General features: G+C 37.0%; 19 protein-coding genes, 3 pseudogenes and 1 riboswitch. Of the genes and pseudogenes, 3 read left to right on the top strand and 19 right to left on the bottom strand.

The window, feature by feature from the left end; translation table 11 throughout:
- Positions 1-129: 129 nt before the first annotated feature.
- From ATZ35_RS11665 to ATZ35_RS11585, 17 genes and pseudogenes are all read right to left on the bottom strand, one after another.
- On the bottom strand, positions 130-1,659 hold the full coding sequence (locus tag ATZ35_RS11665) for a hypothetical protein (RefSeq protein ID WP_208927385.1): 1,530 nt from the start codon (positions 1,657-1,659) through the stop codon (positions 130-132).
- A gap of 264 nt (positions 1,660-1,923) precedes the next feature.
- Positions 1,924-3,366, bottom strand: a complete 1,443-nt coding sequence (locus ATZ35_RS11660; protein ID WP_208927384.1) for an amino acid permease — start codon at positions 3,364-3,366, stop codon at positions 1,924-1,926.
- Between the two features lie 334 nt (positions 3,367-3,700).
- The gene (gene thiE, locus ATZ35_RS11655) at positions 3,701-4,330 is read right to left on the bottom strand and encodes a thiamine phosphate synthase (protein ID WP_208927383.1); all 630 of its coding nucleotides are present in this window, start codon (positions 4,328-4,330) and stop codon (positions 3,701-3,703) included.
- Positions 4,320-5,138 carry a bifunctional hydroxymethylpyrimidine kinase/phosphomethylpyrimidine kinase gene (gene thiD / locus ATZ35_RS11650; protein ID WP_208927382.1) on the bottom strand — a complete coding sequence of 273 codons (819 nt, stop codon included), beginning with the start codon at positions 5,136-5,138 and terminating at the stop codon, positions 4,320-4,322. The genes thiE and thiD overlap by 11 nt, the downstream gene beginning before the upstream one ends.
- Positions 5,135-5,944 carry a hydroxyethylthiazole kinase gene (thiM, locus tag ATZ35_RS11645; RefSeq protein WP_208927381.1) on the bottom strand — a complete coding sequence of 270 codons (810 nt, stop codon included), beginning with the start codon at positions 5,942-5,944 and terminating at the stop codon, positions 5,135-5,137. Before thiM ends, thiD begins: the two co-directional genes overlap by 4 nt.
- Positions 5,941-6,609 carry a thiaminase II gene (gene tenA, locus ATZ35_RS11640; RefSeq protein ID WP_208927380.1) on the bottom strand — a complete coding sequence of 223 codons (669 nt, stop codon included), beginning with the start codon at positions 6,607-6,609 and terminating at the stop codon, positions 5,941-5,943. Before tenA ends, thiM begins: the two co-directional genes overlap by 4 nt.
- A gap of 97 nt (positions 6,610-6,706) precedes the next feature.
- A riboswitch (TPP riboswitch) is annotated at positions 6,707-6,806 on the bottom strand.
- 80 nt (positions 6,807-6,886) lie between these two features.
- Positions 6,887-7,933, bottom strand: coding sequence for a lysylphosphatidylglycerol synthase transmembrane domain-containing protein (locus ATZ35_RS11635; protein ID WP_208927379.1), 1,047 nt, complete (start codon positions 7,931-7,933; stop codon positions 6,887-6,889).
- Positions 7,934-7,962: 29 nt separating this feature from the next.
- The gene (locus ATZ35_RS11630; RefSeq protein ID WP_208927378.1) at positions 7,963-8,241 is read right to left on the bottom strand and encodes a DUF1294 domain-containing protein; all 279 of its coding nucleotides are present in this window, start codon (positions 8,239-8,241) and stop codon (positions 7,963-7,965) included.
- 74 nt (positions 8,242-8,315) lie between these two features.
- Positions 8,316-9,224, bottom strand: coding sequence for a diacylglycerol/lipid kinase family protein (locus tag ATZ35_RS11625; protein WP_208930477.1), 909 nt, complete (start codon positions 9,222-9,224; stop codon positions 8,316-8,318).
- A gap of 112 nt (positions 9,225-9,336) precedes the next feature.
- Positions 9,337-10,566 carry a peptidase T gene (gene pepT, locus ATZ35_RS11620; protein WP_208927377.1) on the bottom strand — a complete coding sequence of 410 codons (1,230 nt, stop codon included), beginning with the start codon at positions 10,564-10,566 and terminating at the stop codon, positions 9,337-9,339.
- A 22-nt stretch (positions 10,567-10,588) separates the two neighbouring features.
- Positions 10,589-11,707: a Nif3-like dinuclear metal center hexameric protein gene (locus ATZ35_RS11615; protein ID WP_208927376.1), complete on the bottom strand. Its 1,119-nt coding sequence runs from the start codon at positions 11,705-11,707 to the stop codon at positions 10,589-10,591.
- A complete protein-coding gene (locus ATZ35_RS11610; RefSeq protein WP_208927375.1) occupies positions 11,697-12,407 on the bottom strand; it encodes a tRNA (adenine(22)-N(1))-methyltransferase in 711 nt (236 codons plus the stop codon). Before ATZ35_RS11610 ends, ATZ35_RS11615 begins: the two co-directional genes overlap by 11 nt.
- A 141-nt stretch (positions 12,408-12,548) precedes the next feature.
- Positions 12,549-14,453: pseudogene (locus ATZ35_RS11605) on the bottom strand (endonuclease MutS2).
- A 383-nt stretch (positions 14,454-14,836) separates the two neighbouring features.
- A pseudogene (locus ATZ35_RS11600) lies at positions 14,837-15,217 on the bottom strand (glycosyltransferase); the annotation flags it as partial.
- A 20-nt stretch (positions 15,218-15,237) separates the two neighbouring features.
- Positions 15,238-16,302: pseudogene (locus tag ATZ35_RS11595) on the bottom strand (alpha-amylase family glycosyl hydrolase); the annotation flags it as partial.
- A 358-nt stretch (positions 16,303-16,660) separates the two neighbouring features.
- Positions 16,661-19,300 carry an alanine--tRNA ligase gene (gene alaS, locus ATZ35_RS11590; protein WP_208927373.1) on the bottom strand — a complete coding sequence of 880 codons (2,640 nt, stop codon included), beginning with the start codon at positions 19,298-19,300 and terminating at the stop codon, positions 16,661-16,663.
- Positions 19,301-19,620: 320 nt separating this feature from the next.
- Entirely contained in the window at positions 19,621-20,727 is a 1,107-nt protein-coding gene (locus ATZ35_RS11585; protein WP_208927372.1) for a DUF7278 family profilin-like fold-containing protein, read from the bottom strand.
- A 127-nt stretch (positions 20,728-20,854) separates the two neighbouring features.
- Between ATZ35_RS11585 and ATZ35_RS11580 the strand changes: the two genes are divergently transcribed.
- Positions 20,855-21,289, top strand: coding sequence for a GNAT family N-acetyltransferase (locus ATZ35_RS11580; RefSeq protein ID WP_208927371.1), 435 nt, complete (start codon positions 20,855-20,857; stop codon positions 21,287-21,289).
- Between the two features lie 28 nt (positions 21,290-21,317).
- Here ATZ35_RS11580 and ATZ35_RS11575 read toward each other — a convergent pair whose 3' ends face one another.
- Together ATZ35_RS11575 and ATZ35_RS11570 are read right to left on the bottom strand one after the other, a co-directional pair.
- Positions 21,318-22,670: a DEAD/DEAH box helicase gene (locus tag ATZ35_RS11575; protein WP_208927370.1), complete on the bottom strand. Its 1,353-nt coding sequence runs from the start codon at positions 22,668-22,670 to the stop codon at positions 21,318-21,320.
- Positions 22,671-22,736: 66 nt separating this feature from the next.
- Complete coding sequence (locus ATZ35_RS11570; protein ID WP_208927369.1) at positions 22,737-23,912, bottom strand: VanZ family protein; 1,176 nt, start codon at positions 23,910-23,912, stop codon at positions 22,737-22,739.
- A gap of 188 nt (positions 23,913-24,100) precedes the next feature.
- Between ATZ35_RS11570 and ATZ35_RS11565 the strand changes: the two genes are divergently transcribed.
- Both ATZ35_RS11565 and ATZ35_RS11560 read left to right on the top strand, forming a co-directional pair.
- A complete protein-coding gene (locus ATZ35_RS11565) occupies positions 24,101-24,424 on the top strand; it encodes a hypothetical protein (RefSeq protein WP_208927368.1) in 324 nt (107 codons plus the stop codon).
- Between the two features lie 135 nt (positions 24,425-24,559).
- Positions 24,560-24,982 (top strand): cytidine deaminase family protein, encoded by a 423-nt coding sequence (locus tag ATZ35_RS11560; protein ID WP_069638665.1) that lies wholly within the window; start codon positions 24,560-24,562, stop codon positions 24,980-24,982.
- The last annotated feature ends 199 nt before the right edge of the window (positions 24,983-25,181 follow it).

The following is a 25,181-nucleotide window of genomic DNA, read 5'->3' as shown; positions in this document are numbered from 1 at the left end:
ATCAAGATCACTTTTAGCTTGTTCACAGCTTATTTTACAAGAATATAAAAAAAGAACGAAACAAAAGTAGCCTTTTAAAACTAAGCTTTTGTCTCGCTCTTAAAATTTATTCATTTTTTATCCTGACAACTATTTTTCAACTGGCATCAGGCTTAGATTTTGCATATACTGATCCATTAAAATATAGCCTTCTAAACGGCGTAATAAATCAACTGAACAGCGAACTTTTTTGCCAAATAACGAACGGCTATAGGCAATCTCACGCATTTCTTTTAGGAAATCATCTAAAGAAGAGACCAAACCTCCACAACTCAAGCGACCACAAATCAAGACATCTTCTTTACGTTGTCGCAATACTTGTCCCCAAGAATAATTCAAATATTCAGCTTGGCTGATTTGTGCAAGTAAGTCAGATCGTAAAACGCTCTTCTTTTGAGTAGCGTTTTTCTTTGTCCCTAAGCGCATCCGTTTATTCATAAAACATAGATAAATTTCATCTTCTAAATTTTCCATTTCACTCTTAGAAAAATTAGGGATTTTAGCTGGAGATTCAATACGTTTACTTGCTTTCAATTGTTTAGAAAAACGCGGCCAATTACTTGGTGTTGCTTTTTTAGTTTTTCTTTTTTTGAATACAAGCAATCGAAGATCCAACGGTGCTAACTCAGTGGTTTCTTGCTGTGTTGCATCTGTTGTCTCAGTTTCAGCACTTTCGTTGGATTGCGCCATTTGTTTATGTTTCAACTTGATTGCTGTGCGTTCTTTTTTCAGTGGTTGATTACCTTCGGATTCTTGCATTTGTGAAGCTGTAGGTTTTTCTTCTGCTGGGGAATCTTCTTGAATTGGTTTTTTCGCCAATTCGTTCTCCAACTTTTTTTCTGGTTGCGCTCCTGCTGCTTCCTTGGGTTCTGCTGATGGCTTTATAGTATCCGCTATAATTTCTGCTTCAACGACTGCTTCTTCAACAAGCTCGAGATCCACATCTACAGCAACTGTTTCATTCGGATCAGCGATTTTTGTTTCTTCCACTTTATCTTCTTCGATCACTAAAGGTTGCGCTCGTTTAAGATGGATCGTTTGAATACTTCTTGAAATAATGGGGTCATGTTTAGCTGCAGATAGCTCCGTTTTTCCGTGATTGATCGTCTCAGTTAAATCCGTAATCATTTTACGTAAACGGAAAATCTCATTTGACGTTTCAAGCATCTGCTTCATCATTCCCTGTACTTCTCCAGAATTTAATGTAGGTTCACCTTTATAAGCTAGAGATCGCTCTTGTTTTTCAAGCGTAATTTCTTCGAACCACTGCTTTAAGTTCATCCGAAGCTCTCTTCTGGTAGGTTCAAAACTTCCCATCAATAATGTATAATACATAATTTCAGTTTCAACATACATATAAATCTTTTTGACGACCAGTTCTTCAAACTCTTCGGTTTCGTCCCAGCTATCGCAGATTGCTTCAAAAAAAGCTTCACCTTCAGCTAAATTTTGGTAATCTTTTGCCAAATTTAGTTTTCGCACTAAATAAAATGAATACGGCGTATCAACATTATCGGCGTAAATCTCACGACCTAAATAATCGGGATCAACTTCTTTGCAAAGATACGTTGATCTTTCTTCTTTTTCTGATTGACGTTGTCGCTTACTAATCGTTCTCACTTCCTCAATTTTTTTCCTTTATAAATCGTATCATTTTTTTAGAAAAAAAAACAGTCTTCCTCTCTATTATACCGATAAAAAGGAAAAAATGTTCTCATTTTTTTACAAATATATGGAATTAAAAGAAAATAATGATGAAAACATCATTTTAAATATGATTACCCAGTTGATTAAAAACAATTATATTCAAACTAACGTCTGTTTATCTCTAATAAAAAAGAAGAGGGAAAAACACTCTTATTGAGTCTCTTTCCCCTCTTCTTTTTAATTAACTTGCGCTTTCTTTTTATCACGACGAGCTAAAGCTGGTAAAATCATCCCTAATAAAATCAACACGACAGGTGTAATAATATTAGAAGCTAATTGGAAGAACCATGCTTTCGGGTCTGCCGCAAAATCAACCTTTGGTACCATTCCTAAAATACAAGCGAATGCTGTGAATAGGAAACACCACAAGCCAAATCCAAAAGCGATTTTAGGATTTTTAATAAATTTGTATTCAGATTGATAATTTTTATACGCTTTATTTAGCATCATATAAGCAAAGAACACCCATAGGTAACGCATCGGCATCACGACAGAATTTAAGTTAGTCAACCATTTGACTAATTCTTTGATATTCTCGATTCCAAACATTGGTAAGACAATAATAATACTGACTAAGATACCTGTTAACAAATAGCCATTGACTAAGGTACCTTTTTTACTTCTTTTACGTAATGCTGCTGGAACGTAGTCAGGATCTGCATCAGCCAAAAGAATTTGTAATGGAGCATCGATTGAAAAGGCTAAAGCAGATATTTGTCCAATTCCATTAGTGATTGCATAGATGATCATTAATAAATTCCCTACACCATAATACTCACCTAATAATTGGAAAGCAGTGTAAGCACCATTGGCCATCAAGTCTTCTGGAATATTGTTACTTGCAAATAACATCCCCATCGCAAATGAACCTAAGACAGCTGAAACACCAACCATTGCCGCTAAGAAAATCATTCCTTTAGGAAATTCTTTCGCTGGATTTCTCATTGAGTTTACATAAGGCGAAATTTTTTCAGCCCCACCAACAGCAAATACCAACATGGAAACTGTCGTAAAGTAACTAAAATCAAATTTAGGAATATACGTACTGATTTTATCCATGTGAGGTGTCGCAAATTCAACACTAGAATTCATCATTGGTGCACCAATTGCTAGTAGGATAAATAGCATAGACATGACAAAAATTGCCGTTCCGGCCATTCCCCCAATTACTTTTAAGGTCATTAATCCCTTAGTAGACAATAGTAAAAAGATCAAGAAAATCGCTAACGAAATCAATGAAATCCCTACAACGGAGAAATTATTCACAATATCACCATTGCCTTGCACTGCCCAACCAAAAGCAATCAAGACTAGCTGAGGCTTTTGAGCTAAATACGGAATATGTACGACCCAGTATGTCCAAGCAGCATAATAAGCTAAACGCTTCGTACTCGTATTTTGGACCCAAGAACTAACTCCGCCACTACTGTCCTTAAAAGTTGACCCAAGTTGTCCGACGATCAACGCATAGGGAATAAAATATAAGACCAAAATCAATACCCATGACGTTACAACGGAAATCCCTTGTTGTGCATAGTTATTCACTACATTCCCTAAGCCCCAAACCATGTTGAAGGCAATTAGGCCAACGGTAAACCATCGCATTTGCTTTTGTTCCATCAAAACACTCCTATTCATAATCAAGTATAAAATATCTTTTTAATCATAATCATTTTTAAGAGTTTAGACAAGCTTTCACATGCATAAATATTGATTTTATCAGCAATTTATTAGTTTGAAATCCTGAATTTCCACCTTCTCTAATAAACTGTTTTTCTTCTTACGAAAAAAAAGACCGAAACCTTGATACCGCAAAGTTTCGGACGTTATTATTTTTCTTGCACACTATCTGTATTTTCTCATTAAAATTAAAATATGGCAATTAACACCAAAAAAAACAAAAATTATGGTTTTATTTGCTCTTTGGAAAATCTTGCGTATGCATCACCCCCAGTTACCTTAAGCGTTTAACGGCTTCGTGAATATCTTTGGCCTGTGTGATTGCGGAGATCACTGAGACACCAGCAACACCTGTTTCTATTATATACTCAATAGTTCCAGTATTGATACCGCCTATTGCCACAACAGGCTTTTCTGCTAGCTCTGTCAATTTTTGTAGTTTTACTAAACCGATCGGTTGTTTAGCATCTTTTTTCGATAGCGTACCGTAAACAGGTCCAATACCATAATACGTGATAGCGGGCACTTTATTAGCGGCTTGGACTTCCTTTTCATCATAGCAAGATAAACCAACGATTTTATCAGAGAACAAAACTAATACATCTTGGATTGCTTGGTCTGTTTGCCCAACATGAATTCCGTCAGCCTCTATTTCTAAGGCTAACGTTACATCATCATTGATCAAAAATGGCACTCGATATTCTTTACATAGTTGTTGGCATCTTTTTGCCATCAGCTTTTTGTCGTTAGGATCGGTCAGACTCTCTTCACCTTTTTCTCGATATTGAAAACATGTGATTCCAGCTTTTAAAGCCTGTTCTAACACTTCCGGTAAAGTTCTATCCTTTATATCTTGTGTTCCGGCAATAAAATAAATGGCGAACATTTCTTGACTAGTTTTCATTGCGTTCTACCTTTCTAAAAGCCCAATGATTGGTTGGTCCATTGCCACAGCCCACTTGAATACCATCTGCAATCGCTGCTTGAATAAATCCTTTTGCAGTATGAACGGCCGCCCTTACATCATTTCCCTTGGCTAATTCCGCTGCAATACAAGCCGAAAAAGTACAGCCTGTACCATGTGTATTTTTCGTCTCGATCCTTGTTGCTGAAAACCATTCTTGTTGGCCATCTTCGAGTAACAATAAATCAGAGGATTCTGTTCCTTCAAGATGATGACCACCTTTTACAACGACATTTTTCACACCTAGCAATTGGATTTTTTTTGCAGCGATTACCATATCCTCTTTCGTTGTGATGGTCATGTTTGTGATCACCTCAGCTTCAGGAATATTTGGCGTAATAACAAAAGCTTGCGGCAACAGCTCTTCGATTAAAGCTTTAACAGCGGAATCTTTTAGTAAAGCATGACCACTTTTAGCAATCATTACAGGATCCACAACTAAAGGACCAAAATCAACCGTCTTTAAAAAGGCTGAAACAAGCTGCGTGATACTAGCTGTAAACAACATACCTGTTTTTACGGCTGAGATTTTAAAATCTTCATCGATAGCGTCTAACTGATCTTGAATTGCTTCTAGGGAAATATCATACACTTTTTTAACTCCTTGTGTATTTTGAATCGGTAACGCCGTTAAAACAGAGGTCCCAAATACAAATCGCTCTTGAAAGGTCTTTAAATCAGCTTGCATTCCCGCACCGCCGCCACTGTCAAATCCTGCAATCGTTAACGCTTGGATCGTTTCATTCATTTTTCAGCCATCCTTTCGATTCTTGCTTTTGCTTGCACTAACGTACTATCTAATCCTGATAGTTGATCTAATAAGTACGTTCTAAATGACCCGACAGAAACACTTGTTAACTGATCTGCTACAAGTTCGCCTGCTAAAGCATACATTGCACTTGCAACAACGACACTTTCTAAAGTAGACTCCTGAGCAACTGCTAAGAAAGCCCCACAAACACATCCATGTAAACAACCTGCTCCTGTCATCTTCGTAAAGTATGGTGTTCCATTTTTAACAAAATAAGTTTGCTTGCCATCTGTTATCGTATCTGTTTCACCACTTACTGCAATAAAACAATTCACATCAAGTGCTAACTTTTCGGCAATTTCAGTAATATCTACTGATCCAGTTCCAGCATCTACTCCTTTAGCAGCCCAAGCCGTTCCACTCAGCGCTGCAATTTCTCCAGCATTTCCCCGAATCAATGTTGGTTTGACTTGGTTCAATAATTGCTCAACCGCCTGTTTACGATAATTTGTCGCGCCAGCACCAACAGGATCTAAGACAACTGGTTTTCCTAATTCGTTCGCTTTTTTACCAGCAAGAATCATTGCAGCTAAATGCTCGTCATTCAAAGTCCCCATATTTAACACTATAACATCAGCAATCGCCGCCACTTCTTCCATTTCAGCAAGTGTACTTGACATAAATGGGGATGCTCCGATTGCCAGTAACCCATTAGCCGAATCATTTGCAACCACAATATTGGTAATAGTATGAACTAGCGGATTTTTTGTGCGTAAGGTATCAATCAATTGATAGTTGATCATCTCTTTAACCCCCATTTTTGTTTTGTATAAGCCATTTCCCAAAAATTCAATTCTTCATAACTACTAATAATAAAGGCTTGTTTCATAAGTAATTGCTCATCCAAAGAAGCTTGGTTGGCTAGCTGATCCGTCAGTTGAATTTGCCTACGAACCGCATTCTGGTAGCTTTCACGATCATAGGTTTCGATCCACCTTTGATACAACGGATCTGGTGAACCATTTGCGATTAATTCTTCGCCGATTTCTTGATATAACCAATAGCAGGGCAACAAGGCTGCTGCAATTCTAGCTATATTTTTACTTTCAACTTCTCGATACATATGTGAGGTATAATGATAGGCTGCTGGTGCAATCGGTGTTTGACTGATTTCCTCTTTTGAGACTTTCAATTCTTTGAAAAAGGTTTTTCTAACGGATATTTCTGCGGCTTCTAAATTTTTTACACCATCTAAAAAACAGCTTCTGACTTTTTTATCTATTGCTAATTCTGCAGCCTTTAAATGGATTTTACTAAATTGCTCCAAATAATACCGATCTTGGATCAGATAAAATCGGAAAATTTCTGGTGGTAATGTTCCAGCTTTTAACTCTAAGATAAATGGATGGTCCTTACTTTCCTGCCAAATTATATCAGCAGATTTTCTTATTTCTTCAGTAAATGTCATACAATTCCTCCTCGATATTTTTGAGAAGAATCTTAAAAACAGAAAAAAACGCCATAAAATGTTAAAGAACCATTTCATAGAGTTTAGCCGTGTTATTCTATTTCTTAGACTACTTCCCTACGCGAGTCTCAACTCACAGGTTCAAAGGGTCCGTTCAAGCGAACATCTCAGTCAAAATGACTCCCCTAGTACTTATCTAAAGTATACCATAGTATTTTGCAAAATCGATAAAAAACAAGCGTTAAAAATCTTTCGATTCTCAAAGCTTGTCTACACATTATTCTTCTAACGTTTCCTTTTTCTCTTTTCTTGCTGCGGAAAGATCCGTTTTAATATCTCTTCTCTTTTGAATCAATACATAAATAAATCCAATCAGAAAAGGCAAAACAAAACTACCAAAACGATACAATAACAACGAAGATACTGCATCGACCGTTCCAACTAGCGGTTTGAATAGCAATAAATAAACGAATTCAAACGGTCCAATACCTGCTGGGGTTGGAAACACCCCGGATAAAATAACCGAAAAACTTGTAAAAGAAAGAACCAAAAGAAAATCAATATTCGGATGATTCTCAACAAGCACAACATAAGGGATCACGTACCAGAAAAGCAACTTTGCTACATTCCAGCCAAAAATCCGAATCATCGCTGAACGGTCTTTCGTGATGGTTTGAACCGTTTCTCTTAATGAGTAAATTTGAAGATTACACTTATCCACCCAGTCACGTAATCTTTTACGTTTAAAATGTTTATTTGTCCACTTGATCAAAATCACTTGAAGATTGATGCTACTTGATAGAATCAATAATGAAAATATAATAACAAAGGTCAGCCCAACACCAACTAAGATAAAGGGAATCATTTTTGGTGCACGTTCATAAAATAAAGAAAACTGAAAAATCAACCCGAGAACAGATAGAAAAATCACTGCTACTTTATACATGATCATATGCAAGGCCGTCACACCAACGCCTTGGGAAACAGCTAGCCCTTTTTTCTTGTAAAAATAAATTTCAGAAAGCAATGTACCCGTCCCAAAAGAAATTACGCGATAAAAAGCCACATAACAAGAGGTGAAAAAACCATCTTTTGTCGTAAAATCCTTCTGAAAATAGGCAGCAATCTCTTTGATCGAGCGTCCTTCCACTATCTGGTAAACGACTCCTAGTAAGATAACTAGGGCAACAACGATCCAACTTGTCTTCATTAATTGCGCAAAGATATCACTGAGTGAATTATCCATCACATAGATGATCACTCCAATAAAAATAGCTAACAAGCTGATATTTAGAAAAACTTTTGTCTTGGAATTGCTTTTCATAGTTTCTCCCCACTAATTTGTATTCACAATTATCTTTTATAACGATAATAAATAATTGCAATAGTCACAAGTGTACCAAAAATAAAAGCAAAATAAAAGCGTAACTTTCTCGTCTTGTGATGAAAGAGTTGCTGGGCAAGTAGACCGCCAATTCCTCCGCCAATCAAGCCAATAAATAAAAGTTCAGACTCTGGGACTCGCCATTTTCCTCTTTTTGCTCTTTGTTTATCAAGGTACATTGTAAAAAACTCAACCAAATTTACAATGAGTAAATACACCCATGGTAAATGCTTCAACAAACCTGTCATCCTTCTTCCTCCAAAATCATTGTATTAATAGAATACCTTGAAAGAGTGTAGGATGTAAAGTTATTTCGACAAGATTACTTTTTTTGCTCTGGTACGAAAACAGTTAGACCATGTTTGATGACGGTCATTTCAACAGGTAGATCCTCACTTGGATCACCATCAACACGAGTACCAATTTTCTTTTCGTTCGAACTTTTAATCGATATTTCAGCTGCAGTCATATATTTCACATCTGGAATTTCATAGACTTTACCTAAAATAATTTTTGGCAGATAAAAGGCTAATTTGAAAAAATTCAATTTAGGTAAAATTGTTAGATGGAATAATCCATCATCTGGAGAGGCTGAATCATCAAAATTTGTATATCCTCCAACAGAATTTGTCATTGTCACTGTCACTAATTGTGTCTTCCCTTGCCATTGTTCTTTTTCAGTTTTGATCTCTAAGCGATAACGTTTTTTCTTAGCCAATAATTTGAAAAAATTTTTCACAAAAATTAATTTCCCATATTTTTGTTTTTCTTTTTGACTGATACGTGCCGCCGTGTCAGCTAAAATCCCAATAGTCATTGTACTGACAATTACTTTTTGGTTGATCATTCCATAGTCTATTTTTCTGGTAACTCCACCTAAAATAACATCAGCAGCTGCTTCAAATTTTAACGGAATTTCTAAAACTCTTGCCATATTATTGACTGTCCCACCAGGCAGTAAGCCAACTTTTAGATGTGGTAATTCCTCTTTAAAGTCTGCCACATTATGATTGATCGTACCATCTCCACCAATAAAAATCAGTGTGTCAATCTTTTCAAGCTTGGATTTCTCAACGATTTTTTGACTATCGCAATCTGGTCCTACTTGTTCTAATAGAAAACGCGTGTCTGCTTGGCCATGATTTTTTGCATAATCCACAAACTGTTCTGCTAATTCTTTGCCTTTGTCTTTCCCTGATGTTTCATTAAAAAGAATCATTACATTTTCCATTATCATCACGTTTCCTTCCGATTAAATTGTGGAGCGAACATTCAACCTTGACAGAAAAATAGGAAGTAAGTCACTACTTGTAACTTTACTCCCTCTTTTCAGTTTTTACGAATTATTTAGCGTTATTTTCTGCAATTTTCACAATAACATCTGTCGCTTTTTCCATTGCTTGTAATGAAACAAACTCAAAACGACCATGCATGTTTTCGCCGCCAGCAAAAATATTAGGCGTAGGAATACCTAGATAAGAGATCTTAGAACCGTCTGTTCCGCCACGAACAGGTTCAATCAATGGTGTAATACCAAGTTCGATCATAGCATTTTTCGCTAATTCAATAATACTCATATCTTTTTCAATTACTTCACCCATGTTGTAGTATTGATCAACTAAATCAATTTGTACCCGTTCTTGATCAAAAGACTGATTGATGATTTCTTGAACTTTTGTAATCAGTGCTTTACGAGCTTCAAATTTTTCACGATCATGATCACGAATGATATAGGTCATTTTCGCTTCTTCTGGTGTGCCACTCAATTGCGCTAAGTGGAAGAATCCTTCATAGCCATCCGTTTTTTCGGGCACTTCATTTTGCGGTAACTGATTATGAAAATCAATTGCCAACTGTAATGCATTGATCATCGTATTTTTAGCTGTTCCTGGGTGGACATTTTTTCCTTGGATCGTTACTTCAGCTTGAGCTGCATTGAACGTTTCATATTGTAATTCTCCCACTGGGCCGCCGTCCATCGTATAGGCAAAATCCACATTAAATTGATCGACATCAAATTTATCAGCCCCCACACCGATTTCTTCATCTGGACCAAATGCAACACGAATCGTACCATGTTTGATCGATGGATCTTTGATCAAAATTTCCATGGCTGTCATGATTTCAGCGATCCCTGACTTATCATCAGCGCCTAAAAGTGTCGTTCCATCGGTTGTGATCAACGTTTGATCAGCATAATTTTTTAAGTTAGGAAAATCTTTTGTATTTAAAGTGAATTTGCCTTCGCTATCTAATTTGATCGTTGACTCGCCATCATACTTTTCGATGATTTGTGGATTCACATTAACCGCATTAAAATCTGCTGTATCCATATGTGCAATAAAGCCGATCGAACGAACGTCTTTCTCTATATTACTTGGTAACGTAGCAATCACAAAACCATTTTTTTCATTGTATAGTACATCACTCATACCAAGTTCTTCTAACTCTTTTTTTAACGTTTGAGCGAAAGCTACTTGCGTTTGTGTTGAAGGTGTTGTTTGGCTAGCTGGATTAGAGCGTGTTTCTGTTTTTACATAGCGTAAAAAACGTGGCAATAAATTTTCATACATCGTTTCGTTCCCTCTTTCTACTTTATCTAAATTTAAAAGGATTCGTATTTACCTCAGATTCGATAAATGTTATATCCCAATTATAGTCTTTTTTCCATTGATTGAATAGTTCAACCAACTTTGGTTTGCATAATTGCTCGATATAATGTCCTGGATCGATCACTGGTAAGCCTTCTGTCAGCATGTCATGTCCAGTATGATAATAGACATCGCCTGTGATATAAACATCCGCTTGATTTTTGAGCGCATCACGAAAAAATTTTTCACCACTACCACCGCAAATCGCAATACGCTGGACTAATTTTGTCTCATCTTCTGCTACGATCCGTACGCCATCTAAATCAAATTTTTCTTTAACAAAAGCGATAAATTCTTTTAGCGGTACAGCCTTAGCTAAATTCCCTACTCGTCCTAACCCATATTCTTTGGTAATGTTTTCTATCGGGTAAAGATCATAAGCTGGTTCTTCATATGGGTGAGCTGCCACCATTGCTTGAATCACGTTTGCTTGAATTGTTTCTGGAAAAATCACTTCGACTTTAGCCTCCTGAACAGCCGCCTCTTCACCCACTGTACCAATTGTTGGATTAGCAGTAGTAGCTGGTGTAAAGCGTCCTGTGCCAATCATTGAGTAACTAGTGTTGGTATAATCCCCCTGCGTACCTGCACCCGCTTCACCAAGAACTTTTCGCATCTTGGCAGCATGATCGACTGGTACAAAAACCGCTAATTTCTTATAGCCGACGGTGTGCGTTTTGGTTAAATAGGTTGTATCTTCAATTCCTAATAAATCGCAAAACCAGTCATTTAAGCCATTTTCAATAATATCCATATTCGTATGTGCAGCAAAAACAGCAATATCATGTTTCAATAAATCTGCATACATTTTTGTCTGAAAATCATCTGTATCTAATCGCTTGACTGGTCTAAAAATCGGTGGATGCTTGGCAATGATCAAATCAACGTTTTTTTCGATCGCTTCAGCCACGACTTCTGGCCGAACATCTAACGTAACCATTACTCGGTCTAGCTTTTTATTTAAAGTGCCAATATGCAACCCCACAGGATCATCTGCTTCGGCTAACCACTGAGGACAATAGGCTTCAAAGTGTTCAATAAATAACGTCCCATCAAGACTCATCTGACAAAACCTCCTTGATTTCAGCAATTTCTTTTTCTATTTGGTGGATCCTAACCGTTTGGTCACCAGATGCTTTGGCCAATTGCGCTAGAATCGTTTCACGCTGATTTAGTTCCCCTAGCCATTTTTTACGAAAAACAGTGGACTGCTTTTGCAGTAAAAGTGGACCGAAGAGTCGTTCTTTTTCTGAATAAGCCACTCTAGTTTCAAGTCTTGACGCCACAATGATTTCATAAATCTTATTATTTTCTTCTAAAATATCTTCTTCAAGTATTGTAAAACCGTGTACTGTCAACCAATCACGTAACGGCTTTTCACCAATGTTTGGTTGTAAAACGAGGCATTCATTTCCTTGAAGCCGTTGGTTGTTCCAGCCAGCCTCTAAAATATCTCGGATCAAAACACCACCCATTCCGCAAATCGTCACGGCAGTAATCCCGTCTGTCTGTTCCACAGCATCTAAGCCGTCAGCCAAACGGACAATAATTTGATCGTTCAAGCCATTTTTTTGTACTTGTTTTTTAGCCGCTTCAAAAGGGCCGCTTACAACTTCTCCTGCCACCGCAAAATCAAGTTTGTTTTGTAAAACTAATGCTACAGGTAAATACGCATGGTCAGAACCAATGTCTGCTAAACGGCTTTGTTCTGGAACTAATTCTCCCACACGCGCTAAACGTTTTGATAATTGATTTTCATTCATTTGATATATTCCTCCGTGGTTATTATACCATTGAAAAACCACCTTGAAAACTTGTAAGATGAGGTTGTGAAAGAAGCATTGACTGGCAAAAAAGAGCAAGACTTTTGTCTTCCTCTCATTTACTTAAAATCGCTAGTACAGTTATTCTTCTCTTTGAATTGTTCTAGCTTGCATCTCTTTTCTTAATTTCTTATGGGCTTTTTTAGATCCTCGCTCTAGATCACGAATCTTTTTACGCTCATGGTAATCTTCAAATAAAGAGTCTAAATCTTAGTTTGGTGGATATAATTCTTTTGCGCTACGATCCAATTTCAATTGGCGTTTAGGTACTCTTACTTTTTGGTTTTCGACAAAAATGATGACCTCATCTGATAGTTCGATTAATTCAAAAATTAAGCCGATTGTCTTTTTCTCTGTCCAAAATACACGATCCCCTTTTTCGTAAGTCGGAAAAATCGGTTGTTTTTTTGGCTTTCTTACTTTTTGCAATGAATGTTCTTTTTCGGTCGAGTAATTGCGATTGTGTAAATAGTTTTGCGCTTGTTTTACGACGTGTTCATCCAAATTCATTTTGTTTGCGATCCAAAAGGCGTTACTCTCTCCAGTCTCCCCTAAAATCAACTGGTATTTCGGCATTAAATTTTCAGAATCAAAGGCCATCGCTGCGGTTAAAAAGTCTTCATGTTGTTCTGAAAATCGTTTAATTTCACCATAATGGGTCGTTGTAATCAAGATACTTCCTTTTTTATAAAAAGCTTCCATGATTGCGATCGCCAAAGCGGCTCCTTCATTTGGTTCGGTTCCACTCCCAATTTCATCTAATAAAATCAAACTGTTTCGTTTTGTTTTAGCAAGAATTTCAGAGATATTCTGCATATGACCTGAAAAGGTACTTAAGGCGTTTTCTATACTTTGCTGATCCCCAATATCTACAAAAATCTGATCAAAAATCCCAACATTTGTCCCAGCATCCGCGATGATTTGTACACCGATCATCGTTTGTAAGGTAATCAGTCCAACTGTTTTGAGCACAACCGTCTTGCCACCTGCATTCGGACCTGTGATCGTTAATCCTCGATATTCTTGTCCTAGTGTTACATTTAATGGAACAGCGTTTTCTCCTAGCAAAGTGTGTTTTACATTTACAAACTCAATGATGCCGTCTTGGTTAATCTCTGGTTCTATTCCATTGATCTCTCTACTATATTTGGCCTTCGCAAAGATCATGTCATATTGTGCCACTACTTCTAGATTTGACTGGATAGCAACCATTTGTTCGGCAATCAGACCAGTCAGTGTCGATAAAATTTGATAGACTTCTGTCGCTTCTTCCATTTTCAGTTGATAGAGTTTGTCATTTAACTTCGTTACCGTTTTTGGCTCTACAAAAACCGTTGTTCCTTTAGAGGACGCATCCACGATGGTTCCAGAGATTTGATTTTTATAGGTAGCTTTGATCGGTATGGTATAACGTTCATTTTTCTTGACCACGATCGCTTCTTGAATTTTAGGCTTATTTTGTGCATTTCTAAGAAATGACGTTAGTTTCGCTTCAATTTCTTTTTCACACTCTTGAATGGCCCGACGAACTTTACGTAGTTCACGACTAGCATCATTTTCCACTTGATTGTTCCGAATGACTTGATAGATTTCATCCTCGATCATTGAAAATAGTTGTAATGAATCACTATATCTGGCTAAAAGCGGTGCGATAAATTCATTTTTCTGCATAAAGGCTTGGATCAAACGACTACTCCTAAGAAAATCTGCATAGCTAAGTAATTCAGTTGGTTCTAAAATAAAGCCTTTTTCAACTTGATTGGTCAAATGCTCAATGTTGTTTAATCCCATAAATGGGACATGCAAATTGGCCATAAGCAGTGCTTTCGCTTCGGAGGTTTCTTGTAATCGTTTTTTCACTACCTCTAAATGACTGTTTGGTTGCAGTCGTTTGATTAGCTCTTTTCCATAGGAACTGATGGTATAGGTCATTAATTTTTCTTTGATTTGATTAAATTGTGTTTTATTATAGGTTTCTTGATTCATCTGTATCTCTCCTTTTAATTAAGAGATACCTACCTTCTTTTGAATAGGACAAAGAATTTACTTTTTAGCTACAGCAATGATCTTGATTGAAAAATAGAAAAAGGGATGAAGTGTTCCCTTCATCCCTCAATAATCACTAAATAAAAACAGTCATCCTGCAGTCTATCTAGTATTTTTGTATGAGTTAAGATAGGTATCAACGTAAGTACACTAAAGAAGCCATCTAAAAATGGTCGTTTATTCTTCAGCTATTCATTTCCTTAGATTAGATACTTACACTCACAAAAACACCTCATAGTTTTCTTTGGCTATTCATTTCTCGCTAAAAGTATACCTTGGTTTTATGCTGTCGTCAATACTTAAAAACGAAAAACAGCATTACTTCATCCCACTTGAATGATCTCTTTATATAAATCCAGATAGACTTGACTCGATTTTTCCCAGCTAAAATCTTTTTCCATTGCGTTTTTGATTAACTGTTGCCATGTCTGCTGATCCTTTCTATAAAGATCAATGGCGGTTAGTGTACTATACATCAAGGAATACGAGCTAAATTCAGAAAAACCAAAGCCTGTTCCCGTTTTTGTGGTAGGATCATACGGGAGAACCGTGTCTTTTAACCCGCCTACTTCGTGGACGATCGGCAACGTTCCATAACGCATAGCAATCATTTGAGATAAGCCGCATGGTTCAGTTGCAGAGGGCATCCAGAACAAATCAGCACCAGCGTAGATAAATTGTGCTAACGACACATCAAATTTTATATTTACGAGGAACTTTCTTACGCGATCATGATCACACCTGGATGTGCTTGTTTGATTACCGCATTCAGTTTTTCTAAAAAGTAAAAACCAGGCCAATTACGATTACTGCCGTCATCATTTAATGAAAATGGTCCTTCATCATAATCTAAATACAACATATTCGAAACTGCATCAACCCGAATTCCATCAATATGAACCATTTCGATCCAATACAAGGCACTTGAAATCAAAAAACTTTGAACTTGAGGTTTACTTAGATCAAAATTTAGCGAACCCCAGCGAATATTTTTGGCTTTAACAGGATCTTGATATTCAAATTGTGGCGATCCATCATATTTGGCAAGTCCATCATCATTAATACAAAAATGTCCTGGCACCCAATCAACTAAAACACCAATACCATTTAAATGACAGGTCTCCACGAACTGTTGGAACCCATCAAGTGTTCCAGACGCTGAGCAAAGAGCAAAATAGCCAGTCAACTGATAGCCCCAAGACTCAGCCAGAGGATGCTCCATTAACGGCATAAATTCAATATGTGTAAAACCTAGCTCTTTCACATAAGGAATCAAAGTTTCTTGAAGTTGTTTAAAAGTATATGGCGTACCCTCTTCATCACATGCCCAAGAACTGGCATGAACTTCATAAATTGTTAACGGTTGGTCAAGCTGACCGGATTGTTTAGCACTGTTTTGCCATGCTTTGTCACGCCATTTTCTTTCAGGGACCGTTTGGATTACAGCCGCATTATTCGGACGCTTTTCAAATGTAGTCGCAAAAAGATCGATTTTGTAGACCTCTCTGCCATCTGCTTGTTTGACCAAAAATTTATAAAAATCCCCCACTTTTGGTAATGGTGTAAAAATTTCCCAGACACCAAAATGTGCATCCTTTCGTAGTGGTAATGATCGCTTCCACTCATTAAAGTCTCCAACTAGCCAAAGTGCTTGAGCATTTGGTGCCCAAACCCTAAAAATAAAACCAGTTTGTTCTCCCTGCTGCACTTGATGAACGCCAAAATAATGTTGGCTATAGAAATTTTCACCTGTTTCAAAAAGCTCTATCGGACTTTTAGGTTTAGCCATCCAATTCTCTCCTCTCTTAAAGTGAAGAATTCAATTTCATGGGAAGTGAAAAAAGGTTGATTCATAAGCTTCTAGTCAGCTCTTATTTCCTAAGCCTTCAATTCTTTGGGCATTAGTTCTTAGATAGGTCCTAATCACGCTATTTTTTTCAAAAGAAAGCCCAATGATTTTCTAAAGCTATGCTCGTTTCATTAAATATTTCTGAGTGATACTAATTTAAATCTAACAACAAAATGAAAAAAAGAAAGAATTAGCACTTCAAGACACAAAAATAGAGTCCAAAATAAAACGAGCTATCCGTTTCATCATGAACTCTATTGTTATATACTTTTCTGTAGGTTAAGGCTCTTTTTGTCTGCTATTTTGCTAACCAATTGGCAACTTCTGTTAAAGCATCATTGATTCCCGCTGGATTTTTACCGCCAGCTTGTGCCATATCGGGACGACCGCCGCCGCCGCCGCCAACTTTTGGTGCAATTGTTTTGATCAAATCGCCTGCTTTTAAGCCTTTCTCATTAGCTGCTTTTGACATCGCTGCTAACAAGCTAACTTTTTCCTCTTGCGCTGTTGCTAAAACCAACACATCAGAAAGTTCTTTTTGTTTCCATTGATCCGCTAATTGACGTAATTGATTCATATCTTTTACATTGACTTGTGCAGCAATGTACGTTGTCCCATTAATTTCTTTGATCTCTTTGAAAATGTCTCCTGCTTGTTGATTCGCTAATTTTCCTGCAAGTTGTTCATTTTCTTTTTGTAAATCACGCAATTGTTGCTGTAATTGTTCTGTTTTTGAAACAACTTCTTTCAGTTGAGGTGATTTGACGATTCCTGCAATTGTTTTTAGTTGTTGCTCTTCTTCGTGCATTAACTCATACGCTTCTTTGCTTGTCACGGCTTCGATCCGACGGACACCTGCACCGATTCCAGATTCAGACACAATTTTGAAAATACCAATATCTTCTGTATTTTTCACATGGGTTCCACCACAAAGCTCGATTGAATAACCACCGATATTCACAACACGAACTTCTTTCCCATATTTCTCACCAAACAACGCCATGGCCCCCATGTTCTTCGCTGTATCGATATCTGTTTCAACCGTCTCAACTGGAATGGCTTCCCAGATTTTTTCATTGACGATTGCTTCCATTTGAACTAATTCTTCTGCTGTAACTTGACCAAAATGAGTAAAGTCAAAACGTAAATGTCCAGGAGCTACTAATGAACCTGCTTGATTGGCATGATCCCCTAAAATATCCTTTAAGGCACGGTGCAATAAATGAGTTGCTGTATGGTTTTTCAAAATGCGATTGCGCATTTTTTCATCCACATGCAATTCATAGACAGCCCCTTCTGTTAATGTGCCCATCACTTGAACCGTGTGTAAGAATTGACCATTTGGTGCTTTTAACACATTTTCTACATGAGCGACAATCGTTCCATTTTGATCCTTGATTGTTCCATGATCCGCTACTTGTCCACCCATTTCAGCATAAAAAGGTGTTTCAGCAAAAATCAATTGTGCAGTACCTTCTGAAAGTTCACTTAGAATTTCTTCGTCTTTTAAAATAATCAATAGTTTGCTGCTTGCCTCTAACTGACTATAACCAACAAATTTACTTTCAACTTTGATATCTGTCAAGACTGCAGATTGTACACCCATCGAAGTGGCTTTGCTACGAGCCGAACGAGCACGTTCTCTTTGAGCTTCCATTTCTTTTTCAAAGCCAGCATGATCGACTTTCAAGTCTGAATCTTCTGCTACTTCTTCTGTCAATTCAACTGGGAAACCATAGGTATCATATAGTTTGAAGATGTCTTTCCCGTTTAAAGTGTCTTGATTGTCTGCTTTTACTTTACCAATCAGTTCATTTAAAATATCTAGTCCTTCGTTGATTGTTTCATGGAAACGTTCTTCTTCTGTCCGAACAACTTTTTCAATAAATTCTTTTTGCTGTAAGACTTCTGGGTAATAACTAACCATCACGTTTCCTACAACTGGCACTAATTTGTATAAAAAGGCTTCATTGATCCCTAATTTTTTCCCATGCATAACAGCACGGCGCAATAAACGACGTAACACATAGCCACGACCTTCATTTGAAGGTAACGCTCCATCCCCGATTGCAAATGATAAAGCACGAATATGGTCAGCGATCACTTTAAATGAAATATCTGTTTGTGGTGATTGACCATAAGTAACTTGCCCACTTAATTTTTCAACAGCGTGAATAATTGGCATAAATAAATCTGTTTCAAAGTTCGTTGGTGCATTTTGAACGATCGAAACCATTCGTTCTAAGCCCATCCCCGTATCAATGTTTTTATGTGGTAATGGTTCATAGCTGTCGTCTGCTTGATGGTTGAATTCAGAAAATACTAAGTTCCAAATTTCTAAATAACGCTCATTTTCTCCACCAGGATAGTTTTCTGGATCATCTTCAGCAACATCATTGAAAGACTCCCCGCGATCATAAAAAATCTCTGAATCCGGACCACATGGACCCGCGCCAATATCCCAGAAGTTATCTTCAATATCAATGATGTGATCCATCGTTAAACCAACTTCTTCATGCCAAATACGTTTTGCTTCTGTATCTTTTGGATAAACTGTTACGTATAATTTTTCAGGGTCAAAAGCCATCCAGTCAGGTGAAGTCAAAAATTCCCAAGCCCAGTGGATTGCTTCCTTTTTAAAATAATCACCGATCGAAAAATTCCCTAACATTTCAAACATGGTATGGTGACGAGCCGTTTTCCCAACGTTTTCTATATCGTTGGTACGGATTGATTTTTGAGCATTGGTAATTCTTGGGTTTTCAGGAACGACTGACCCATCAAAATATTTCTTCAATGTGGCAACACCTGAGTTGATCCATAACAACGTTGGATCATTGACTGGTACTAAAGATGCACTTGGCTCAATAGAGTGTCCTTTTGATTTGAAAAAGTCTAAATACATTTGACGAACTTGGCTACTTGATAGTTGTTTCATGGTTTTATTCCTACTTTCTTCACTAATTAGTTGATCTTGTGCAACAAAAAAAGCGGCCTTCACTGCAATACAAGGACGAAAAATCGCGGTACCACCTTGTTTGCAATGAAGTCGCTTGAAACATTCATTACCTCTTAAACTCGCTAACGCTGAGTGGCGTTGGTATTTCTACCAAAATGACTGAAAGGGAGCAATTCCATTTTTGTGTTATCCTTCTTTCAGCAATGAAGAACTTTCTGTAAACACGAAAAAATAAATCATATCCTTTAGTTTCCTTATAAAGTATAAGGAATCTTCAAAAAAATGTCAATGTTTTCTATTTAATTTTCAATCCGAATGACTTTTCGATATAAATAATCAGTAGGACTTAGCTTTTGTTCAGGTAAGATCGCATGATTTGGACTAAAATAAGTCGATAACGGTAACATTTCTTCAATCAACGTATTGCGTGGTGAAGTTTGTTTCACTAATTTTGATGCAGTTGGATCAGTTGTTAGCTCATAGCGATTTTTTTGTGTATCAACGACTAGACCAAACATATTTCCCCCGTCCATCTTACTTTTGATTTGACGGCCAGATTCATTTTCCTGAATCAATAACTCATTTCCCCAACGAAATAAGCGACGAGTTCCTGCACCAACAGCAAACTCCCATTGATCTTCTGATAGTAAACCGAAACCCGTTCTTTTTAGTGATAACGCTAATTCATCATGAGTATAGTCAGAGTGGCTATATACAAAATAGTAATCAGATTCAGGCAAAAACTCTAAATAGAATTTATTTTTTTCTAAAAGGGATTGAGGAAATGTCCAGCTCAGACTTTCAGCAGCCGACAATGTCGGAAACAGCTTTTCACAAATCTGATTTTCAAAGGAAACAAATTGTTCGATCTCACCTTCAAATGTCCCTGTAACAGTATCAAAAATGCCTAGAAATTCAGTGCAAGCAGGTAGTGCATATTTTTGAACAAACATCGCTGGTATTTTGACTTTCCTCAACTCTGTTGTCTGTTGGTTTATGTATTCAGAAATTCCTTCTAAAGATGTTAAATCATAGGACGTTTCTGCTTCAACCCACTCAGTAGCAGAATCGATCACTTCGTTTGTCAGTGTTGTTTTAAACGTGTTTTTCTCTAAACTTTCCACATCAAATCCCAGTAATTCATGAGCACGTAACCCTTCTGCCCCTAAATCCCAGCCAAGGATTGCCTCACTATTTCCTGGAATAAAGACAAACAGTTCACCATCCAACTCTAATTCAAACGTACGACATTTGATGCCATATAATTCAAAATTGACTAATTCAATCGTACTGACTTCAATTGTTGGTGGTACAAAATACATCAATAATTGCTGTAATAAAGCGATTTTTTCATTATCATTTAAATTCTTCCAATTTGCCCATTCACTTTGTTCAAATAGGTCCAAACCAAACCCTCCTCGTATTTTAAAAGTCAAGCTAGCCAATAACCCTAGATGACCTTTAAACTATTTGCTATGATTAAGTATACCACTGAATGAACCTTTCACTAAGAAAATTATCTGGAGGACTGATATGCATACTCATTTTGGCAATGAAATTTGGCACCAAGCAGCAGCATTTGCTTTGCGTTATGAGGTTTTTGTTTTAGAACAAGGAATTGCCTTACAAGATGAATTTGACGAGCTTGACACAAATGATCGCAATTATTTTGTTGTGTATGAAAACTCACTAGCCGTCGCTACGATTCGTTATCAGAAAAAAGACGAACAGACCATTCAACCTGATCGCTTTTGTGTAAGAAAAGAGTATCGAGGACAAGGAATTGGAAAACAGTTACTTTTATTATTAGAAGAAACGGCTGTAAAAGAGGGTTATCTATTCAGTACGCTCTCCGCAGAAAAGACGGCATTGACTTTTTATGAAGCGTTGAATTACTCTGTAAATTCTGAGGAATATTTAGAAGATGGCCTATTATGTGTTGAAATGATCAAAAAAATAAGCAGCTAAAATGTCTCTGACATCTAGCTGTTTATTTTTATTTATAACTATTTTTCTTCGATTTTTTAGCTGTCCGTGTTTGTTGACGACGTTCGACTTTACGTTTTTGTTTATTACTTGCTGAAATCGCCCACTCGATTTTTTTCTTGTAACCTGGTTTGATTTTTTTCTTTTTCTTTTTAACCAAACCAATCAAAGTTGGATCTTCTAAAGCATCTTTGGTTTTTTCACGTTTTGTACGACGATTTCGGTCATAAGTGTCGACCAATTCACCATTTTTGATTTCCTTAGGCTGAAACTTGATACCGATTTGCTCAACTTCGGAAATTGCTTCCTCATCAGCTGGAGAATACAATGTGATCGCAGTACCATCTAACCCATTTCTACCTGTTCGACCAACACGGTGAATAAAGAAATCCAAATCACTTGGTACTTCCGCATTGATCACATGAGAAACGCCTTCAATATCGATTCCTCGTGCAGCCAAATCAGTTGCTACGACATATTGAAATTCAAGATCTTGCACTTGACGCATTACACGTTTACGTTCTCTTGGAGAGATATCGCCATGAATTTTTGCTACTTTCAGCCCTTGATCTTTTAAATAATCCGTAATTTCATCTACGCGTTGTTTGGTATTAGCAAACACGATCACTAGATACGGATGACCAATCGTCAATAATTGGTAAATTAGACGATTTTTGTCTTTCCCTTTAGTTGAAATCAACCAATTATCAATCGTTTCAGAAATAATATTCTTTGGTTGAATATGCTCTATAACTGGATTCTCCATATACTTCTTCAAGAATGGTTTTAATTTTTCAGGAATTGTCGCAGAGAAAACCAACATTTGCAGCTTATCAGGCAAACGTCCAGCAATCTGATCGACTTCTTCTAAAAAGCCCATGTCGAGTGTCATATCCGCTTCATCGACAACAAACGCAAAAGCAGTGTGCGCTTTTAATGCTTGTTCATTCATCAAATCTAAAATACGACCTGGCGTTCCAATCACCACATGAGGTTGTTGATTCTTTAATTTTGCGATTTGACGTTGTTTGTCTGTACCGCCAACAAAATTTGTCACACGCATTTCAGGTTGACTGAATTTTGCGATTTGAATCGCTTCTTGATAAATTTGATTCGCTAACTCACGACTTGGTGCCGTGATCAAGATTTGTACCTCATCTAATTGAGGGTTAACTTTATTCATCAATGGTAATAAAAATGTATGGGTCTTGCCGCTTCCTGTTTGGGATTGACCGATAACACTTTTGCCTTTTTTAATCACTGGGATCAATTTTTCTTGTACTTCTGTTGGTTGTTCAAACCCTTTATCTGCTAGTGCTTCCATGATAAAATCGTTGAACTGAAATTGTTTAAATGAACTCATTTACCTCACCTCTTTCAAACTTGTTGTGTAAGTCCTCATGCATTATACCACAAAAACTGCGATTCCTTATTGATTTTCTACATTTTCCTCTCTTTTTATCGTGCTGATCGTATAGGTATGGCTCGCCTTTTCATAAAATAATCGACGCTTCTTTCTAACCAATACATACAGAACATTAATGAAAAATAGCAATAATAGAAACGAGCAAAATAGAAACAACATAAGACTCACTAACTGTAACATCCGATTACTAGAATTGAGTAAATCAGCTGAACTCGTCATGTAAGAACTGATCAAACCATAAACAACATACAAATAACCATACCGGATAAATAACGCTCTGAAACGAATTTTTTCATGCCCTTCTTCTACAACTTGAATACGCACAACTTTCTTGCCGATTGTTTCCCCATTCGTAAGCTTAGGTAGCAACATAAACACTATAAACACCATAGCGAAAAACCAGACTCGTCCTTCTAATGCAGGATATCCCACAAACCATTGTTTGTATTCTGGGATTAAATTGAGCGTAAACATCCCAATCGCTTGCACAATCGAAATCACAAACCAATCGATCAAAAAAGCCACAAAACGCCGAAATAAACTAACGGATTGCCCTTTTTCATAGGCGGCTTCATCCAACTCGTCTCTTGTTGGAAATAAAAAGGTCAACATCGGTGTAATCGTATAACCGACAATTCCACCAAACGTATTATTGATCAAATCATTCACGTCCGCTAACCGATAAGGTCTAGGATAAATAAAATACAACCCGCTCAACTGCGTTAACTCAAAAAACAGCGACAAGAGAAAACTAGCGAGAACTACTTTTTTGAATGAAAGTTTGTAATAATAACGTAAATACACCCCAAAAGGAACGAGCAACAGAACGTTGAAAACCGGCTCCAACACGACGCCTTGCCTTAACGCTGGGATAAAGGTACTTGGATCATGAATATTCAAGACCGTCTCTTGCATAAAACGGTTAACAAAATAAAACGGCCGCAGTTCTAACATTTGGCTCGTATATTGCGCTACCTCAGCTCGAGGCGGCAGTGGTAAAATAATTAAAAAATAAGCGCATAGTAAATAGAAAACAAATGAATAAAGTATTAGTGCTCTTCTGAATAAAAATGTTCCGTATTTCCGGTATTCACGAATCACAAGCACAAATGAAATCGCAAAGGCTAAAAAAGGAAAAACGATTATCGCAGTTTTGATTGGTGCTGCATAAGCTGACATTTAGAACTCACTCCTTCTTCTTTAGTTTAGTAGAAAATAAACACTTTGTCATTTGTAATAACTATAGCTTTAACAAAAAATATATTTTGCAAATTGAAAAAATTGCAGTATGATTGAGTCATGGAGCAACGGATAGTTGTATTTCTAACAAATTATATTATTCAATTTTTACATACGGAGGCTTTTCTATGTTAAATCCATACTTTGCTTTTGGCGTCCCCATCTTTCTACTTTTTTTATATGTTGTATTTGCTATTATTAGAAAAAAAAGCAAGCTGCATTATATCGGATTCGTTCTTTTACTGATCTCATCCTTTATGATGGCGTTTAGTTTTCAGGTGCTACAAGGGTTATGGACTTTGGAAGACAGTCATGCTACTGAACAACTAGAAACATTAGGCTATGCAACAGAAATACTGTGGCTTCCACTCATTTTAGGTGCAATATTGGCACTTCTCAACCTTTGGAGAGGTGTAAAAAGAGTGAAATCTTTTCGGGAAGAATCCAATTAAAAAGCAAATAAAGAGCATGTAGCTGGAATGAGGATACTTCTTCACTCCAGCATTTTTTAATTACAAACGTTCATTGTCTTTTACAGTAGCCACTTGCTATAATTAAGACCATCACTAAATAACGGAGGTACATTTATGGATATCTGGGAAACCTTGTATGAAAAAGCGAAAAAAGTATATTATCCCACAGAAGTCACGCCATTTATTTATGCACACCATGTAGTCAGTGCTTTAGAAAGTGAAAACGGCGAAATTTACACTGGTTTTTGTATTGAAAGTTGCAGTGGCGTAATGGATTTATGTGCTGAACGGACAGCCGCTTTAAATATGTATATGAATAGTGGTCAAACCGTTATAAAACGTATCATCACTTTTCGAAGTGAAGCACCTGAAGGTCTGGGCGGAATGCCCTGCGGTGCTTGTAGAGAATTATTGCTACAGTTTTCTCAAAAAAATAAAGATACAGAAATTATGGTTGATTATCAGAAACGAGAAACGATTCCCCTTGAAGAGCTAGTTCCAAATTGGTGGGGTTGGTCGAGGTATGAAAATCAATAGGTTCTAACATTTGCGAAAAAGGGCTAAAAAAACGTGAAACAATACGCTCTCACTTTCTCTTATTAATTACACACTATTTACGTTTTTTCATGAAAATAAAGTTCAAAAAATTTCTTCTGTTCCCGTTGAGCTAGCGTATTCAATTCGGTATACTTAAGTCGTAGAATAGAAATGAAACGAAGGAAACTTTTCCTAGTTT

The sequence above is a fragment of the Enterococcus rotai genome, from assembly GCF_001465345.1.
In the GTDB taxonomy this organism is placed as follows: Bacteria; Bacillota; Bacilli; order Lactobacillales; family Enterococcaceae; genus Enterococcus_L; species Enterococcus_L rotai.
The sequence above is the reverse complement of the archived record's forward strand: the minus strand, read 5'-3'. Positions and strand labels throughout refer to the sequence as shown.

What these genes read in the sequence shown, in the direction of transcription:
- ATZ35_RS11660 (WP_208927384.1), bottom strand. Translation starts at nt 3,366, where the DNA reads ATGGAACAAAAGCAAATGCGATGGTTTACCGTTGGCCTAATTGCCTTC.
- thiE (WP_208927383.1), bottom strand. Translation starts at nt 4,330, where the DNA reads ATGAAAACTAGTCAAGAAATGTTCGCCATTTATTTTATTGCCGGAACA.
- thiD (WP_208927382.1), bottom strand. Translation starts at nt 5,138, where the DNA reads ATGAATGAAACGATCCAAGCGTTAACGATTGCAGGATTTGACAGTGGC.
- thiM (WP_208927381.1), bottom strand. Translation starts at nt 5,944, where the DNA reads ATGATCAACTATCAATTGATTGATACCTTACGCACAAAAAATCCGCTA.
- tenA (WP_208927380.1), bottom strand. Translation starts at nt 6,609, where the DNA reads ATGACATTTACTGAAGAAATAAGAAAATCTGCTGATATAATTTGGCAG.
- ATZ35_RS11635 (WP_208927379.1), bottom strand. Translation starts at nt 7,933, where the DNA reads ATGAAAAGCAATTCCAAGACAAAAGTTTTTCTAAATATCAGCTTGTTA.
- ATZ35_RS11630 (WP_208927378.1), bottom strand. Translation starts at nt 8,241, where the DNA reads ATGACAGGTTTGTTGAAGCATTTACCATGGGTGTATTTACTCATTGTA.
- ATZ35_RS11625 (WP_208930477.1), bottom strand. Translation starts at nt 9,224, where the DNA reads ATGGAAAATGTAATGATTCTTTTTAATGAAACATCAGGGAAAGACAAA.
- pepT (WP_208927377.1), bottom strand. Translation starts at nt 10,566, where the DNA reads ATGTATGAAAATTTATTGCCACGTTTTTTACGCTATGTAAAAACAGAA.
- ATZ35_RS11615 (WP_208927376.1), bottom strand. Translation starts at nt 11,707, where the DNA reads ATGAGTCTTGATGGGACGTTATTTATTGAACACTTTGAAGCCTATTGT.
- ATZ35_RS11610 (WP_208927375.1), bottom strand. Translation starts at nt 12,407, where the DNA reads ATGAATGAAAATCAATTATCAAAACGTTTAGCGCGTGTGGGAGAATTA.
- alaS (WP_208927373.1), bottom strand. Translation starts at nt 19,300, where the DNA reads ATGAAACAACTATCAAGTAGCCAAGTTCGTCAAATGTATTTAGACTTT.
- ATZ35_RS11580 (WP_208927371.1), top strand. Translation starts at nt 20,855, where the DNA reads ATGCATACTCATTTTGGCAATGAAATTTGGCACCAAGCAGCAGCATTT.
- ATZ35_RS11575 (WP_208927370.1), bottom strand. Translation starts at nt 22,670, where the DNA reads ATGAGTTCATTTAAACAATTTCAGTTCAACGATTTTATCATGGAAGCA.
- ATZ35_RS11570 (WP_208927369.1), bottom strand. Translation starts at nt 23,912, where the DNA reads ATGTCAGCTTATGCAGCACCAATCAAAACTGCGATAATCGTTTTTCCT.
- ATZ35_RS11565 (WP_208927368.1), top strand. Translation starts at nt 24,101, where the DNA reads ATGTTAAATCCATACTTTGCTTTTGGCGTCCCCATCTTTCTACTTTTT.
- ATZ35_RS11560 (WP_069638665.1), top strand. Translation starts at nt 24,560, where the DNA reads ATGGATATCTGGGAAACCTTGTATGAAAAAGCGAAAAAAGTATATTAT.